Here is a 14,929-nt window from a genome sequence, read left to right on the forward strand (position 1 = left end):
CTCAAGAGGCGAAAATCACGTCCTCGCGCTGGCTGACATGCCAGGGAATGACCAGCTTCTCGATCCGGTCCACGATCCAGAACAGGACGACGCCGAGCAGCGCCAGGATCACGAGGGCCGCGAACATCGTCGGCAGGTCGAAGGTGCCGATCGAGCGCTGCATCACATAGCCGATGCCGGAATTGGAGCCGACGAACTCGCCGACGACGGCGCCGACCACGGCAAGCGTCACGGACACCTTGAGGCCGGAAAAGATCGCCGGCAGCGCATGCGGCAGGTTCACCGCGCGGAACACCTGCAGGCGGCTGCCCTGCATGGCGCGGGCGAGGTCGACCATGTCAGGATCGACTGACTTGAAACCCTGCACGGCCGAGACCACCACCGGAAAAAAGCCGAGCAGGAAGGCCGAGATCACCTTCGGAATGATGCCGAAGCCGAACCACACCACGAACAGCGGCGCGATCGCGATCTTCGGCACGGATTGGGAAAACACCAGCAGCGGATAGACGTAGCTCTCCACCGTCTTCGAGCCCGCGATCAGCATCGCGACGGGAATGCCGAACAGCGCCGACAGCAGGAAGCCGCAGACGGTCGCGTAGGCGGTCGGCCAGGACTGGCGCAGCAATTCCGGCCACTCGGTACGGAGCACGGCGAGCACATCGCCCGGCGACGGGATCTGGTAGGCGGGAATCCTGAACAGGCGGATCGCGAGATCCCAGGCCACGACGATGAAGACGAGGAACAAGAACGGCCGAACCCACGCCGCATTCAGCAACTTTGAGATCGCATTCTGTGGCTTCGGCTCGGCCAATTTTCACTCCCGGCAGTCTTCTTCGTTGTGGGGAGAAATTAACTCGTTGGATAAATACTGTCCAGAGGTTTCCCTGTGACGTTTTGCGCCGGTTCCGGGGGCGTGGGGGACGGGATTTGCACCTCCGTGTCCCGGACGCGCTGCTGCGCAGAGCCGGGACCCAGGGCCGCGTACGCCGTGGCGCAATGGACCCCGGCTCTGCAGCGCATCACACCGGACGATGCTTCGCATCGCCGGGAGTGCTGCGCTGCGTCCGGGGCACGAGACGCTCGGTTCGACACGCACCTGCTTCCGCATCGTCATTGCGAGCGCAGCGAAGCAATCCAGACTGCCGCCGCGGAAAGACCCTGGATTGCTTCACTGCGCTCGCAATGACGGAGGAAAGTGCCGGGCTACGGACCTCGAGCCTGACTACACCGTCTGCGCCACCGCGGCGCGCGGCTTGGGCGCTTTCGCGATCTCGAACAGCTCCGACGACCGCCCTGTGAGCGCCGCCAGCACCAGGCCGGCCATGTGGGCGAGGCGCTCGTCCTTGGCCTTCTTGTCCAAGAGATCGCGGCCGAAGATCACGCTGAGCGTCGCCGAATTGGAGAGATAGAAGAAGCTGAGCGCGGCGATCGAGATGTAGAGCTGGACCGGATCGACCGCGACCTGGAAGTCGCCTGAGTCGACGCCGCGCCGCACCACGGTGCGGATCATCTCGACGAAGGGCGAGTGCATCGACTTGACCTTGGTCGATTTCTTCAGGTGCTTGGCCCGCGCGAGGTTCTCGGTCTGCAGCAGCGAAAGGAATTCGGGGTTGCGCAGGAAGTAGGTCCAGGTGAACTCGATCAGGCGGCGGATCGCCTCGGGCGGATCGAGATGCTCGAGATCGAGCCCGCGCTCCTCGCTGCGGATCTTGTCATAGGCGCCTTCGAGCACCGCCAGATAAAGCTCGTCCTTGTTGCCGACGTGGTAGTACAGCATGCGCTTGTTGGCGCCGGCCTTGGCCGCGATGCGGTCGACGCGCGCGCCGGCGAGGCCATGGGCGGAAAACTCCTGCTTGGCGGCTTCGAGAATGCGCAGCCGCATCCCCTCGGGATCGCGCTGCCATTTCAGAGTTCGCTTTGCCTTTATCGCCAAACCGGGTGCTCACTGGGTGCTCTCGGTATGCCATGTACCACGCTCCCGCTGTCATTGCGAGGAGCGAAGCGACGAAGCAATCCAGACTGCCGACGCGGTGACAGCCTGGATTGCTTCGCTTCGCTCGCAATGACGGAGGGAGAGTTTCGCAGGGTGGGCAAGGCTCAGCGTGCCCACGTCTTCGCATGAAACGGGAAAAGACGTGGGCACGGCGCAAGCGCGCCTTTGCCCACCCTACGGGAGTCTTCGTAGCGAAAGACCGTCGCCCCCTACTCCACCGGCTTCGGCGAACGCTCCAGCAGCACCGTCTGGATGCCACACGTCCCGTTCCGCACCGTCATGATGCGCGTGCCGGGCTTGCGGCCGTTGCGGACCTCGGTGACGTCGAGGCCGGCCGCGATCAGGCGGGCGCGGGTGGCGTCGATGTCGGCGACGCGCCAGCTCAGGCCCCAGAGCCGGTCACGGGCGGCATCGCCGCCCGCCACGGGGCGGCGCACCACCTCGACGATGAGGTCGCCGCAGCGGAAGAACATCAGCTGGCCCCAATCCTGGTGCGAGCGGTCGAGCGCGAGATCGAGCCCGAGCCGTGCGCCGTAGAGCGCCGCGGCGCGCTCGGAATCCTCCGTCGTGATCACGACGTGGTCGAGCCCGTCGATCGGCGCGATGTCGGTCGCGACCGATTTGGGGCGCTCGTCCGCGAGCTCGAGGAAGAACATGCGCACGCCGCGCGTCAGCTCGGTGGCGGCGCGGGTGCGCTTCCAGTGCAGGACGGCATCGGATTCGGAATCGGTGCTTTCGACCTCGGCGACCGGATCGGGCTTGAGCGCCACCCGCTCCAGGCGGCGATGCATCTTGCCCATGTCCGCGACACGAAAGCACAGGCTGGCGAGCACGCCCTCCTGGTCGTCGAGCAGCGCGCGCATGCGGTCGGCGGTGACGCTGAAGCCGTTCGGCGCCATCAGCTCGATGGTCATGTTGTCGAGGGTGAACAGCACCCGGTCGGCGCCCTCGCCCGAGTTCTGCCAGGCCGGGCTACGTCCGAGCAGCGTCTGATAGGCCGCTTTCGCCGCGCCGATATCCCTGACCAGAACGACGATGTGATCGAGGCCGGTGATCATGCTCTTCCCTTTTGGTCGACCTGGAACCGTGAGCCGAAAGTCGGCGTTTGCCCGGGCTTGGCATCGGCCCGACATGGTCGTATTCCGGCCACATGCCGACCTCAAGCGCCCAGGGGCGGTTTTGCGAATAATTTCAGCGGCCCAGACACGGAACCGGTGTTAGAGTAAGTCCGCCGGTCGGGACCACCCAGCGCATCACGGATAGGCAATGCAGGCTCTCTTTATCGGACAGACTTACATCGACGTCGTCTTCATCACCGACCACATGCCGACCGGCGACGAGAAGCACGTGGCCTCCGACTACGCGGTGTCCTTCGGCGGCAATGCAGTGACGGCGGCGTTCTGCTGCGCCAAGCTCGGCATCGTGCCCGACCTGATCGCGACCGCGGCCAATGACTGGCTCGGGCGCATGTTCCAGGACATGTGCGCAAAATACGCGATCTCGCTGCACGGGCGGAAGGTGAACCAGTCCTCGCTGTCCTTCATCATGCCCAAGGACGGCAAGCGCGCCATCGTCCGCTGCCGCGACGACGAGCACATCCACCCCTTCCCGATGCTCAATCTCGGCGGCTGCCGCGCGCTGCATGTCGACGGCCACCAGCCGGATGCCGCGATCCACTATGCCAAGGTGTGCCGCGAGGCCGGCATCCTGACCTCGCTCGACGGCGGCGGCCTGCGCACCAACACGCATGAGCTGCTGGAGTTCATCGACGTGGCGATTGTCGCCGAACGTCTCTGCGAGCAGATGGACCTGACGCCGGAGAAGATGCTCGACTACCTCAAGGGCCGCGGCTGCAAGATCGGCGGCGTCACCATGGGTGAGAAGGGCCTGCTCTGGTACAACGAAACCGGCGCAGTCGAAGTCATGCCGGCGATGCCGATCCCGCGCGAGCGGGTGATCGACACCAACGGCGCCGGCGACGTGTTCCACGGCGCCTATGTCTATTCCTATCTGGCCCATCCCGGCAAAAGCTGGCGCGAGCATTTCGATTTCGCGCGCGCTGCCTCGACCTACAAGATCCAGCGTCTCGGCAACGAGGCCGGCCTGCCGACGCTCGTCGACATCGCCAAGGTCAGGCACGAGTTCGAGGTCAGGGTCTAGATGGGGCGCGTCTTCGTCGCCGGCAGCATCAACATGGATGTGGTGGCGACGGCCGACCGCCACCCGCGCGTCGGCGAGACAGTCGCTGGCAAGCAGGTGCTGTATTTCCCCGGCGGCAAGGGCGCCAACCAGGCGGTCGCGGCGGCGCGGCTCGAAGCGCCGACCACGCTGATCGGCCGGCTGGGGAAGGATGCGTTCGGCGCAGAGCTGCGGAAGTTCCTCGGTGCGCAGGGCGTGGATCTCGACTCGGTGCGCGAGACGCCGGAGGCGCACACCGGCACCGCCATCATCACGGTCGCGGAGGCCGACAACACCATCGTCGTCATTCCCGGCAGCAACGGTCTGGTCAGCGCGGATGACGTCGCGGACGTGCCGCTGGTGAAGGGCGATGTCGCCGTGAGCCAATTCGAGATCCCGCTGCCGACCATTGCCGCGTTCTTTGCGCGGGCGCGTGAGGCAGGAGCCACGACCGTGCTTAACCCGGCGCCGGCGCAGAAGATGTCGCGCGAGCTGCTCGCGCTCGTGGATGTCCTCGTGCTCAACGAGACCGAGCTGGGTTTGCTGGCCGACGCCGAGCTTACGGACAACGATCCCTATGAGCGCATTGCCGATGCAGCGAGGCATATCCAGGTGAACCGTGCTCAGATCATCTGCGTCACGCTGGGTAAGCGCGGTGTAATTGCACTGGTCGGCGACCGATTTGTGTCGATCCAAGGCCGCAATGTAACCCCTGTTGACACCACCGGCGCGGGTGATTGCTTTGTCGGCGCAGTCGCGGCACTGCTCGCCGACGGTCAGCCGATCGAGAGCGCGCTGGGCTACGCCAATGTCGCCGCATCGGTCAGCGTGCAACGAATGGGCGCCGCCCCGTCGATGCCGACGATTGCTGAAGTCTCGGCGGCGCTTCGCGCGGAGCGGCTCAGCTCGAGCTAAGCCAGCGCGCTCTTCAGATCAAAACTCTCGTCCGCGGCCTGCTCCGGCGAGATCGAGCGGTCCATCGCCTGCAACCGGCGGCCGAACATGTGATCGCCGGCGCGGTTGATCGATTCGATGCCGAGCAGCCTGTCGCCGTGATAGCAGAACGCCGAGAACGCCTTCTTCGCAGGGCTGCCGCGCAGCACGACGCGGTCGTAGCCGGTGGTGAGGCCGGCGATCTGGAGCTTGTCGTCGCCCTGGTCGCTCCAGAACCAGGGATGACTGTCGTAGGGCTTCCTGTCGCCGGTCAGGCGCGCGGCGAGGCAGCGGGCGTGGTCGGTGGCGTTCTGCACCGATTCGAGCCGCAGCGAGCTGCCGAAGCGCGGGCTTGCGAACAGCGCGCAGTCGCCGATCGCGGAAATATCGGGATCGACCGTGGAGAGATATTCGTCGACAATGATGCCGGCCGCGACCGGTAGCCCGGCGTCGGCCGCGAGCTCGATGTTCGGCAGCACGCCGACGCCGACCACGACGAGATCGGCGGGCAGATGCCGGCCGTCGCTCAAGGACACGCCGGTGACCTTGCCGCCCTCCGCCTCGATGGACGTGGCCTGCACGCCGAGATGGATGCGGATGCCGGCCTCGCGATGCCGCTCCTGGAAATACTCGGAGACCTCCGCCGTCACCGCGCGCGCCATCACGCGCGGGGCGAGCTCGAGCACGTCGACCTCGAGCCCCTTGATCCGCGCGGTGGCGGCAAATTCGAGGCCGATGAAGCCGGCGCCGATGATCACGGCGCGCTTTTTCGACGGCATGATCTGGCGCAGCGCCTCGCTGTCGTCGAGGATGCGCAAATATCTCACGTCGGGCAAATTGGCGTTGGGCAGGTCGAGCAGCCGGTTGCGCGCGCCCGTCGCCAGCACGAGATGGCCGTAAGGCAGCGTCGCGCCCGAGGCGAGAAGCACCTTGTGCCCCACGCGATCGATCGACACCGCGCGCCCCGCGATCAGCTCGATCTTCTGGTCCTGGTAGAATTTTTCGGGGCGGAACATCAGGCTCTCGGGCCCGGCGGAACCCTTGATGTAGGCCTTGGACAGCGGCGGCCGCTGATAGGGCAGATGCGCCTCGTCATTGATCAGGCTGATGGGTTCGGCAAATCCCGCCTGACGCAGGGATGCCGCGACCTGGTAGCCGCCATGGCCGGCACCGACGATGACCACTGGACCATTCGTCATCGGACAGCCCATTTCCGCAAGACACGAGCGTGACCCATGTCGTCTCCTCTCACTGAGTTTGGCTTGGCTTGCCCAGGAGGAGCCGGCGCTCGTGTCCGTCCCTAAACGAAGGCAGCCCCATTTGAGCCGATCGCTCCGTCCGGCGCAAGAGCCGTCGGCGGGGCACGCGACGGCGCCCGGGGGACTGACGCCCAGGGGACTGGCGCCCGGGGGACTGGTGCCCAGGGATTGTCACCCCTCGCCTTCTGCGATTTAGTTGCAGCAACCAACCTCTTGCCGGGGATATTCCAAATGCCAGCTCCCGTCTCACGGCCCGACGATCCCGCGCTGCTGCGGATCGACGGCGCGATTGCAACCATCACGCTCAATCGCCCCGCCGCCTTCAACTCGATCAACCTTGCCATCGCGCAGAAGCTCGAGCAGCTCGCGGCGTATATCGAGGGCGACGACGCGATCAGGGTTTTGGTGATCGAGGGCGAAGGCCGCGCCTTCTCGGCCGGCGGCGATCTGCAGACGATCGGAGCTGCGGCCGAGGCAAACACGGTGACGCCTGTCGTCGGCGAGCTGCTCAAGCACTATCACGCCTTCATCGAGATCGTCAGGCGGATGCCGAAGATCTCGCTGTCGAGCGTGCACGGCTCGGCCGCCGGCGCCGGCATGGGCCTCGCCTTCGTCACCGACCTCTGCATCGCCGCCGACGACGCCAAGTTCACCCCCGCTTACGCCAAGATCGGGGTGTCGCCCGACGGCGGCTCGACGGTCGGCATCGTCGGTACGGTCGGCTCCCGCCGCGCGCTGCAGATCTTTCTCGCCGAGGACAATTTTACCGCGCTGCAGGCCTACGAATGGGGCCTCGTCGCCAAGACCGTTCCCGCCACCGAGCTGAAGGCCGCGACGCGACAGCTTGCGGAACGGCTGGCGCAGAACCCGCCCGCGGCCATCGCCGGCACCAAATCGCTGGTCTATGCGGCCGCGACGACGCCGGTGAAGCAGCAGCTCGATGCCGAGGAACACAAGATCATCATGGCGATGAACACGGAGGCGTTCCGCACCGCCGTGAAGAAGTTCACGAGCAAGTCGAAGTGACACCCGCGCGCAGTTTCTACGGTCTTCGTCACGGCGCGACGGACTGGAATCGCAAGGGCCTGTTCCAGGGCCGCACCGACAATCCGCTGAACGAGGACGGCCTGCGCCAGGCACACGAGGCAGCAAACATGTTGCGCGATGCCGGCATCAGCCGCATCGTCGCCAGCCCGCTGGTGCGCGCGGCGCGAACGGCCGAGATCATCGCGGATTCAATCTCGGCGCCGCTCAGCATCGACGACGGCATCATCGAGTTCGATTTCGGCAGCTTCGAGGGCCTGCCCGTCCGAGATCTCATGATCAAGCACGGCGTCACATCGGCGACGGGCCTAGTCTCGATCCTGCCGGCCGACGGCGAGCGCTGGGACGCCATGGCCGAACGGTCGCTGCGCAGCGTGTCAGGCTGGCTCGCGCGCTATCCCGGCGACGACATCCTGTTCGTCTGCCACGACGCGGTGATGCAGGGCATGGCGAACGTGCTCACAGGCAGCTACTTCAAGAACAGCCACGGCACGCCGTTCCGCTATGTCTGCGGCGATCCGCAATGGCGGATCGAACAGGTCGTCACTTAAGGCGGCTATTGCGGACAGATATAGCCCGTCCCCGCCGGCGACTTGAAGCAGCCGACCGACTCCGGGAGCACGTGACGCGGCAGCCACAGCACGACGCTCGGGAAGTAGATCGCGAACGCGATCGTCGCCAGGAACACCACATAGATCGGCAATGCGGCGCGTAAGGCCTTGGCGAAACTAATGCCGACGAATTTCGAGGCCATCAGCAGCACCAGCCCGTAAGGCGGCGTGATCAGGCCGAAGGCGAGCGTTGCGATCAGCACCACGCCCATGTGCACGGCATTGATGTCGCCGGCTTCCGTCAGCGCGTTGACCAGCGGCATGAAGATGATGATGGTCGGCACCGGCTCGATGAAGTCGCCGACCACGGTGAACAGCAGCACCATCAGCAGCATGATCAGGTGCGGATCGTTGCCGGCGATGGAGGTGATCCACTCGGCGATGTAGGTCGCGCCGCGCAAATAGGCCAGCATCCATCCGAAGGCATTGGCGGCGCCGATGGTGATCAGCGGCAACGAGAAGATCAGGCCGGCGAGGCAGAAATCGTACGGGATCTTCCTGATGTGGCCGCGGTTGAGCGCCGGGATCACAACCAGGACGATCCAGACCACGGCAACGACGCCGGCCTCGGTCGGTGTGAACCAGCCGGTCAGGATGCCGCCGAGCAAGATCACCGGGATCATCAGCGGCAGGGCCGCATCGCCCGCGGCAAACGCCACCTGCCGGAGCGGCGCGCGCGGCTTGCGCAGGCCGGACGGGCCGAAGAAATAGCAGTAGATCATCAGGCCGAAGCCGATCATCAGGCCGGGCACGACACCCGCCATGAACAGGCCGGCGATCGAGACGTTGCCGACAGCACCATAGACCACCGCCGTGATGCTCGGCGGCACCAAGGCCGCAATGGTCGAGGCGGAGGCGATGATCGCGGCGATGAAGGCGGGCTCGTAGCCCTCGCGCTTCATCGGGCCGCCGAGCGCCCGGCTCATCACCGCGACGTCTGCGGTGGTCGATCCGGACATTTCCGAGAAGAACATGCTGAAGACGACGACGACCTGCGACAGCCCGCCCCTGATATGCCCGACCAGCGACACCGACAGATTGGCTATTCGCACCACCACATTGGCCGAGCTCATGAGCTCGCCGACCAGCAGGAAGAACGGGATCGCCAGCAGCGCCTCGGAATCGACGCCGTCGAAGATCTTCTGGATGATTGCGGCAAGCGAGACGTCCGAGAGGATCGCGCCAATGAAGACGCCGGCCATCAGCGAGAACGGCACGGGCACGCCGAGATAGCCGAACGACAGGAAGCAGATCGACATCAACGCCAGGACAACAGGTGCGCTCACGGCTGCGCCCTCATCTGGGCTTCGGTGACGGTGGGCGTTGCATCCTCGTCCGGCGGTTCGGGATGGTCAAAACCGTTGCGCAGGCCGTTGACGAGCTGCTCGATCGTGAACAGGCCGATCAGCGCGCCCGAGAGCGGGATGATGGCGTAGAGCGAGGCAATCGGGGTGCCCGACGGCAGGCGGAAGCTGCCGAAGCCGCGAAGATAATTCTGGTAGCCGTACCAAATCAGGCAGAAGGCGACGCCGAGCACGACCAGGCGGATGATGACCTCGACGATCAGCCGCGACGTGCCGTGCATCGCCTCGGAAATCGCGGTGAGATAGAGGTGGTCGTTGCGCCGCGTCGCCGCCGCCGTGCCGACGAAGATCGCGTAGATGAACAGCGTCGAGGTGACCTCCTGCAGCCATAGCCAGGGATGGCCGATGGTGCGTGTGACGATGTCGGCGGTCACCGACAGCGAGAAGCCGAAGCAGAGCACGCCGCAAAGGATCATCAGGGTGAGCTCGAGCCAGTCGAGCCCGCGCCATTTCAGGTGGCGCTGGCGTTGCACGAGCAGTTTGTCGGCGATGGCCATTTGTCCCCCGTCGTCCCAAAGCTATCGGATGTGACAGCTGGGAAGCTGCCGATCGTGCTCGGCCTGCATGGTTCGAGACGCCCGCTTTGCGGGCTCCTCACCATGAGGGTCTATAATCTCGCCGCAAAACGAGACCTCATCCTGAGGGCCCGCCATAGGCGGGCGTCTCGAAGGATGGCCGCAAGCGCCCTAGTTCACCGACCGAATCAAATTCTTGATCTTCTCGGCGTGCGGACCGAGATCCTTGGCGAGCTTGTCGAGATAGGGATCGGCGATCGCCGTGAAGCTCTTCTTGTCGACGTTGTCGACGATCTTCACGCCCATCTTCTTCAGCTTGTCGGCCGCGGTGCGCTCGAGGTCGAACGCCTTCTGCGGCTCCTTGGTGCTGATCTCGTTGGCCGCGGTCATCACCCACTGCTTCTGCTCGGCCGAAAGGCTCTGCCAGAGCTTGTCGGAGATGAACACCAGCGCGTTGTTGGCCTCGTGCTCGGTGATGTTGAGGACCGGCGCGACCTCGTAGTGCTTGTTGACGAGATAGACGTTGATGCTGTTCTCGGCGACGTCGACGACGCCGGTCTGCAGGCTGGTGTAGACGCTACCGAACGGCATGTGCACGGTCTGGGCGCCGTAGGCCGGGAACATGGTGTCCTCGGTCGCGGTCGCTTGCACGCGGACCTTCAGGCCCTTGACGTCACCGACATTGCGGATTTCGCGCTTCGAGTACATGTGGCGCACGCCCTGCGATCCCGTGGCGATCACGTGCAGGCCCTGCGTGGTCTCGTCGATCAGGGTCTTCAGCGCCTCGAACACTTTTGGATCGGCCAATCCCTTCACCACGTGGTTCTCGTCGCGGAACAGGTAGTGCAGCGACATCACGCCGGCCTGCGGGGAGATCGTCGCGGTATTGGCGGAGGAGATGATCGAGAATTCGACGTCTCCGGCCTTCACGAGCTGGAGCACTTGCGGCTCCTGCCCGAGCTGTGCGCCCGGATACTGGTCGATGATCATGGTGCCCTTGCTCAATTCCTTGAGCTTTTCGGCAAAGAGGTCGCCCGCGATGGAATAGCCGGTGTTGCGCGGCTGGTCGTAGGCGAAGCGATAATGCTTCACCTCCTGTGCCCCGGCCCCCGTGACGAACAGCACGGCAGCCGCAGCCGCCAACCCACGCATGGATCGTGCAATCATCGTTTCCCCCTGTTTTATCGCCCGCCGCTTGTGCGGTCTGAGCGTCAATTCACATCGCTAATCAGTCTTAGGTCCAGTCCTCTGCATGAAGTCGAAGTCGCAGCCCTCGTCGGCCTGCAAGATGGTCTTGTCGAACAGCCAGGCATAACCTCGCTTGGCCTCGTGCGTTGCGGCGGCCGGCTTCAGCGCCGCGCGCCGCCGTTCCAGCTCGGCGGCATCGACCAGCAGCTCGATGCTGCGCTTGGCAACATCGAGGCGGATCATGTCGCCGTTCCGCACCAGCGCCAGCGGCCCGCCGACGGCGGATTCCGGCGTGATGTGAAGCACGATGGTGCCGAACGCGGTGCCGCTCATGCGCGCGTCGGAAATGCGCACCATGTCCTTGGTCCCGCCACGCGCGAGCTTCTTCGGGATCGGCAGGTAGCCCGCCTCCGGCATGCCGGGCGCGCCCTTCGGGCCGGCGTTGCGCAGCACCAGCACGTCGTCGGAGTTCACGTCGAGCTCGGGATCGTCGACCCGCAGCGTCATGTCCTCGACGGATTCGAACACGACGGCGCGCCCGGTGTGCTGCAGCAGCTTCGGGCTCGCGGCCGACTGCTTGATCACCGCGCCGCGCGGCGCGAGATTGCCGTGCAGGACGGCGAGGCCGCCTTCCTTCTTGATCGGATTGTCGCGCGGGCGGATCGCGTCCTGGCCGGGCACGTCCTCGGCATTCCCAGCGATGTCGCGCAGCGTCTGGCCCGAGATCGTCTTCGCATCCAGATCAATGAGATCGCCGAGCTGCGCCAGCAGCTTCGGCACGCCGCCGGCGTGATGGAAGTGCTCCATGTAGTGCTCGCCGGACGGCTTGAGATCGACCAGCACCGGCACCTCGCGGCCGATCTGGTCGAACTTCTCGAGATCGAGCCGGTGCGGCGAGCGATGCGCCATCGCGGTCAGATGGATCAGGCCGTTGGTCGAGCCGCCGATCGCCTGGAGCACGACCTGCGCGTTCCTGAACGAGGCGGGCGTCAGCAGTTCGCTCGGCTTCGGCCCCTTGGTCTTGGCCATCTCGGCGGCAACCCGGCCGCTGGCCTCGGCGAGACGGAAACGCTCGGCATGAGGCGCGGGGATCGTCGCGCTCATCGGCAGCGACAGGCCCATGGCTTCGATCATGCAGGCCATGGTCGAGGCCGTGCCCATCACCATGCAGGTGCCGACCGACGGCGCAAGGCGGCCGTTCACGGCCTCGATCTCGGCATCGTCCATCTCGCCGGCGCGATACTTGCCCCAGAGCCGGCGGCAATCGGTGCAGGCGCCCAGCACCTCGCCCTTGTGATGTCCGACCACCATGGGACCGACGGGAATGACAACGGTCGGCAGGTCGGCACTGATCGCCGCCATAACCTGCGCCGGCAGCGTCTTGTCGCAGCCGCCGATGACGATCACCGAATCCATCGGCTGGGCGCGGATCATCTCCTCGGTGTCCATCGCCATCAGATTGCGCAGATACATTGAGGTCGGATGCGCAAAGCTCTCGGCGATCGAGATGGTCGGGAACACGAACGGCATCGCACCCGACAGCATCACGCCGCGCTTGGCAGCCTCGATGATCTGCGGAACGTTGCCGTGGCAGGGATTGTAGTCGCTATAGGTGTTGGTGATACCGACGATCGGGCGCTCCAGCGCATCGTCGGAATAGCCCATGGCCTTGATGAACGCCTTGCGCAGGAACAGCGAGAAGCCGGCATCGCCATAGCTCGTCAGACCCTTGCGCAGACCACTCGTCATCATGCCACTCCTTCACTTGCCATTGTGGTACAGGCTGCCCCTCGATTGTCAATAAGATTGGTCCATATCGTCGCACTTTCTGGCTTCGAGCACCGCTTGCGACACGAATTATTGACAATCCGCCCCTTCCCTGCTCCACAGAGCGGACCGGCCAAAGCCGGAGACCGAGGGCATGTCCGACATTCGCACCGCAGACGCCATGCCGGTCCGCCGCGACGACCCGGACGACGTGGTCGCGCGGCTGGAGGAGGACATCATCTTCGGCCGCCTCGCGCCGGGCGCGCGGCTGACCGAGGACGCGCTGATGTCGCGCTACGGCACCTCGCGCCATTTCGTGCGCCAGGCGCTGGTGGATGCGGAGCGGCGCGGCATCGTCCGCCGCGAGAAGAACGTCGGCGCCACGGTGCGGTTCTATTCCTCCGAGGAGGTCCGGCAGATCTACGAGGTCCGGGAGATGCTGACGCGGCAGGCCGCGCTGATGATCCCCCTGCCCGCGCCGCAGGGCCTGATCGACGAATTGACCGCCTTGCAACGGCAATATTGCGCGAAGGCCGATATGCAGGATCTGCGCGGCATTCACGAAGCCAACGACGCCTTCCACCTCGCGCTGTTCTCGGCTTGCGGCAATCCCTATCTGGTGCGCTCGCTGCAAGACTACATGAACCTGACGCTGCCGATGCGCGCGAAGAACCTCGCCGATGCGCAGGGGCTCGCGCAATCGCGGCGCCAGCACGAGCTGATGATCGAGCTCTTGAAGGGCCGCGACAGCTGGGCGCTGGCGCAACTGTGCGTGGATCACATGCAGTTCAGCAAGAAGGATTATCTGGGCAGGATCGGCGACGGTGAGAACTAGCGAACGTTCCTTCGCTTCCGCGAGCGATAAGCTCACTGGCACCAGCGCTCCCCCAACACGTCATTGCGAGGAGCTCTTGCGACGAAGCAATCCAGACTGCCTATGCGGAGAGATTCTGGATTGCTTCGCTGCGCTCGCAATGACGTGCTGAGAGTGCGTGCTTATCAATATCGCCTCAACAAGCCGCTATCCACGCCGGCCTCACCATAGTCGGCGCAGGCCCTTTTCGGGTTTCTGATCAAGTCCGTCCGGACGCGCCTGAACGTGTTGCCGGCGGCGTCGGACACCTCGGGACGGAATTTGCCGGGATCGTAGCTCTCGCCGTCGCGGGCCTTGATGGCCGCGGCATAGGCATCGATCATGGCCATCGCGGCCTCGGGGCTGCCGAGCAGCCGTGCGCCGAGCTGGACGCCGCCGCTGCCGTCGACCTCGTAACCGTCGCATCGCTGCTCCAGCACCACGGATGCGGTGACGAGCTGATCGAGAAATGTCGCCTCGGCATCACTGAGCGTCGCACCGCTCGCGAATCCCGGCAGGAGGATTGCGAGCACCGCGACAGTAGACATTTTGATTTTCATTCTCGGGGCTCTCGCTGCCGCCGAATTGCGGTCAAGCCATCGAGAGCCCCGCCATGGGCGGCGTGCCGTTGATCCAGATCAACGAGCGACGCAAAAGCCCGGGCCGCGTTATTATGCGGCCGGCGCCTTGAAATCGTATGAGATGCGCCCGGCCGGCAGATAGAACAGCGCGATGACCGCGCCGCCCCTGACTTCAGGATAGTGCCTGCTGCCCGGATCAGGCGCGGTCCAGCCGGCGCCCTGCCACCCCTGCAACCCCTTCAACTCCGCACCCTTGTTCAGGGGCACCACGAGGTTGAGCTCGCCATAGGGATGGCCGTGATATTGCCCCCGCAACACGTCGTGGTCGTCCTCGTCCTTGAAGCGGCGCGGATCGGCACTGTTCATGTACACGGCCGTGATGCTGAACTGGAACGTCTCGGCAACCGGATCCAGGATGCGGCTGCGCCGGTAGTTCGGACCTTCCACCTCCTGGTTTGCCGCCCATCCTTCCTCGACGCCGATCTTGATGAGGCGGGCGAGGTCCTGATAGAGCGCGCTGTCCTCGCCATATGTCTTGTTGAGCCAACGCTCCATCTCGGCGCCGGGGGTCATGTCCTTGACCTCCCGGAGAAACGGAATGCTGCGCTGAATCAGGTCTTCCCGGCTTGCCATGGTGATCTCC

The 14,929-nt window shown here is 65.1% G+C and carries 15 protein-coding genes; 5 read left to right on the plus strand and 10 right to left on the minus strand.

Features of this window, described 5'->3' with window-relative positions; all coding sequences use genetic code 11:
* Position 1: 1 nt before the first annotated feature.
* The 3 genes from A7X65_RS27910 to A7X65_RS27920 form a co-directional block, all read right to left on the minus strand.
* Complete coding sequence (locus A7X65_RS27910; protein WP_063691332.1) at positions 2–811, minus strand: ABC transporter permease; 810 nt, start codon at positions 809–811, stop codon at positions 2–4.
* 411 nt (positions 812–1,222) lie between these two features.
* On the minus strand, positions 1,223–1,882 hold the full coding sequence (locus tag A7X65_RS27915; RefSeq protein ID WP_063691334.1) for a TetR/AcrR family transcriptional regulator: 660 nt from the start codon (positions 1,880–1,882) through the stop codon (positions 1,223–1,225).
* Positions 1,883–2,202: 320 nt separating this feature from the next.
* The gene (locus A7X65_RS27920; protein WP_063691335.1) at positions 2,203–3,051 is read right to left on the minus strand and encodes a VOC family protein; all 849 of its coding nucleotides are present in this window, start codon (positions 3,049–3,051) and stop codon (positions 2,203–2,205) included.
* Positions 3,052–3,259: 208 nt separating this feature from the next.
* On the opposite strand from A7X65_RS27920, the gene A7X65_RS27925 reads away from it, so the two are divergent.
* Together A7X65_RS27925 and A7X65_RS27930 are read left to right on the plus strand one after the other, a co-directional pair.
* Positions 3,260–4,153, plus strand: a complete 894-nt coding sequence (locus A7X65_RS27925; RefSeq protein ID WP_063691337.1) for a sugar kinase — start codon at positions 3,260–3,262, stop codon at positions 4,151–4,153.
* Positions 4,154–5,086: a ribokinase gene (locus A7X65_RS27930; RefSeq protein ID WP_063691339.1), complete on the plus strand. Its 933-nt coding sequence runs from the start codon at positions 4,154–4,156 to the stop codon at positions 5,084–5,086.
* Here the strand turns inward: A7X65_RS27930 and A7X65_RS27935 are convergent.
* Positions 5,083–6,303: an NAD(P)/FAD-dependent oxidoreductase gene (locus A7X65_RS27935; protein WP_063692541.1), complete on the minus strand. Its 1,221-nt coding sequence runs from the start codon at positions 6,301–6,303 to the stop codon at positions 5,083–5,085. The two genes, A7X65_RS27930 and A7X65_RS27935, sit on opposite strands and share 4 nt — an antisense overlap.
* A gap of 291 nt (positions 6,304–6,594) precedes the next feature.
* Between A7X65_RS27935 and A7X65_RS27940 the strand changes: the two genes are divergently transcribed.
* Entirely contained in the window at positions 6,595–7,389 is a 795-nt protein-coding gene (locus A7X65_RS27940; RefSeq protein ID WP_063691341.1) for an enoyl-CoA hydratase/isomerase family protein, read from the plus strand.
* Entirely contained in the window at positions 7,386–7,958 is a 573-nt protein-coding gene (locus A7X65_RS27945; RefSeq protein ID WP_063691343.1) for a histidine phosphatase family protein, read from the plus strand. Before A7X65_RS27940 ends, A7X65_RS27945 begins: the two co-directional genes overlap by 4 nt.
* A 5-nt stretch (positions 7,959–7,963) precedes the next feature.
* Here A7X65_RS27945 and A7X65_RS27950 read toward each other — a convergent pair whose 3' ends face one another.
* From A7X65_RS27950 to A7X65_RS27965, 4 genes are all read right to left on the minus strand, one after another.
* Positions 7,964–9,304 (minus strand): TRAP transporter large permease, encoded by a 1,341-nt coding sequence (locus A7X65_RS27950; RefSeq protein ID WP_063691345.1) that lies wholly within the window; start codon positions 9,302–9,304, stop codon positions 7,964–7,966.
* Positions 9,301–9,879 carry a TRAP transporter small permease gene (locus A7X65_RS27955; protein ID WP_063691346.1) on the minus strand — a complete coding sequence of 193 codons (579 nt, stop codon included), beginning with the start codon at positions 9,877–9,879 and terminating at the stop codon, positions 9,301–9,303. Before A7X65_RS27955 ends, A7X65_RS27950 begins: the two co-directional genes overlap by 4 nt.
* Before the next feature lie 189 nt (positions 9,880–10,068).
* Complete coding sequence (locus A7X65_RS27960; protein WP_063691348.1) at positions 10,069–11,064, minus strand: TRAP transporter substrate-binding protein; 996 nt, start codon at positions 11,062–11,064, stop codon at positions 10,069–10,071.
* A 57-nt stretch (positions 11,065–11,121) separates the two neighbouring features.
* A complete protein-coding gene (locus A7X65_RS27965) occupies positions 11,122–12,834 on the minus strand; it encodes an IlvD/Edd family dehydratase (RefSeq protein WP_063692543.1) in 1,713 nt (570 codons plus the stop codon).
* 172 nt (positions 12,835–13,006) lie between these two features.
* Between A7X65_RS27965 and A7X65_RS27970 the strand changes: the two genes are divergently transcribed.
* Positions 13,007–13,687 (plus strand): GntR family transcriptional regulator, encoded by a 681-nt coding sequence (locus tag A7X65_RS27970; RefSeq protein ID WP_063691349.1) that lies wholly within the window; start codon positions 13,007–13,009, stop codon positions 13,685–13,687.
* Positions 13,688–13,851: 164 nt separating this feature from the next.
* Here A7X65_RS27970 and A7X65_RS27975 read toward each other — a convergent pair whose 3' ends face one another.
* On the minus strand, positions 13,852–14,265 hold the full coding sequence (locus A7X65_RS27975; RefSeq protein WP_063691350.1) for a hypothetical protein: 414 nt from the start codon (positions 14,263–14,265) through the stop codon (positions 13,852–13,854).
* 111 nt (positions 14,266–14,376) lie between these two features.
* Positions 14,377–14,919 (minus strand): 4-hydroxylaminobenzoate lyase, encoded by a 543-nt coding sequence (locus A7X65_RS27980; protein ID WP_063692545.1) that lies wholly within the window; start codon positions 14,917–14,919, stop codon positions 14,377–14,379.
* Positions 14,920–14,929: the final 10 nt, after the last annotated feature.

Origin of the sequence: Bradyrhizobium stylosanthis, assembly GCF_001641335.1 — a bacterium.
Taxonomy (GTDB): Bacteria; Pseudomonadota; Alphaproteobacteria; order Rhizobiales; family Xanthobacteraceae; genus Bradyrhizobium; species Bradyrhizobium stylosanthis.

Coding starts and splice junctions, on each gene's coding strand:
- A7X65_RS27960 (WP_063691348.1), bottom strand. CDS start 11,064: ATGATTGCACGATCCATGCGTGGGTTGGCGGCTGCGGCTGCCGTGCTG.
- A7X65_RS27940 (WP_063691341.1), top strand. CDS start 6,595: ATGCCAGCTCCCGTCTCACGGCCCGACGATCCCGCGCTGCTGCGGATC.
- A7X65_RS27975 (WP_063691350.1), bottom strand. CDS start 14,265: ATGAAAATCAAAATGTCTACTGTCGCGGTGCTCGCAATCCTCCTGCCG.
- A7X65_RS27915 (WP_063691334.1), bottom strand. CDS start 1,882: ATGCGGCTGCGCATTCTCGAAGCCGCCAAGCAGGAGTTTTCCGCCCAT.
- A7X65_RS27980 (WP_063692545.1), bottom strand. CDS start 14,919: ATGGCAAGCCGGGAAGACCTGATTCAGCGCAGCATTCCGTTTCTCCGG.
- A7X65_RS27970 (WP_063691349.1), top strand. CDS start 13,007: ATGTCCGACATTCGCACCGCAGACGCCATGCCGGTCCGCCGCGACGAC.
- A7X65_RS27935 (WP_063692541.1), bottom strand. CDS start 6,303: ATGACGAATGGTCCAGTGGTCATCGTCGGTGCCGGCCATGGCGGCTAC.
- A7X65_RS27930 (WP_063691339.1), top strand. CDS start 4,154: ATGGGGCGCGTCTTCGTCGCCGGCAGCATCAACATGGATGTGGTGGCG.
- A7X65_RS27965 (WP_063692543.1), bottom strand. CDS start 12,834: ATGACGAGTGGTCTGCGCAAGGGTCTGACGAGCTATGGCGATGCCGGC.
- A7X65_RS27920 (WP_063691335.1), bottom strand. CDS start 3,051: ATGATCACCGGCCTCGATCACATCGTCGTTCTGGTCAGGGATATCGGC.
- A7X65_RS27925 (WP_063691337.1), top strand. CDS start 3,260: ATGCAGGCTCTCTTTATCGGACAGACTTACATCGACGTCGTCTTCATC.
- A7X65_RS27955 (WP_063691346.1), bottom strand. CDS start 9,879: ATGGCCATCGCCGACAAACTGCTCGTGCAACGCCAGCGCCACCTGAAA.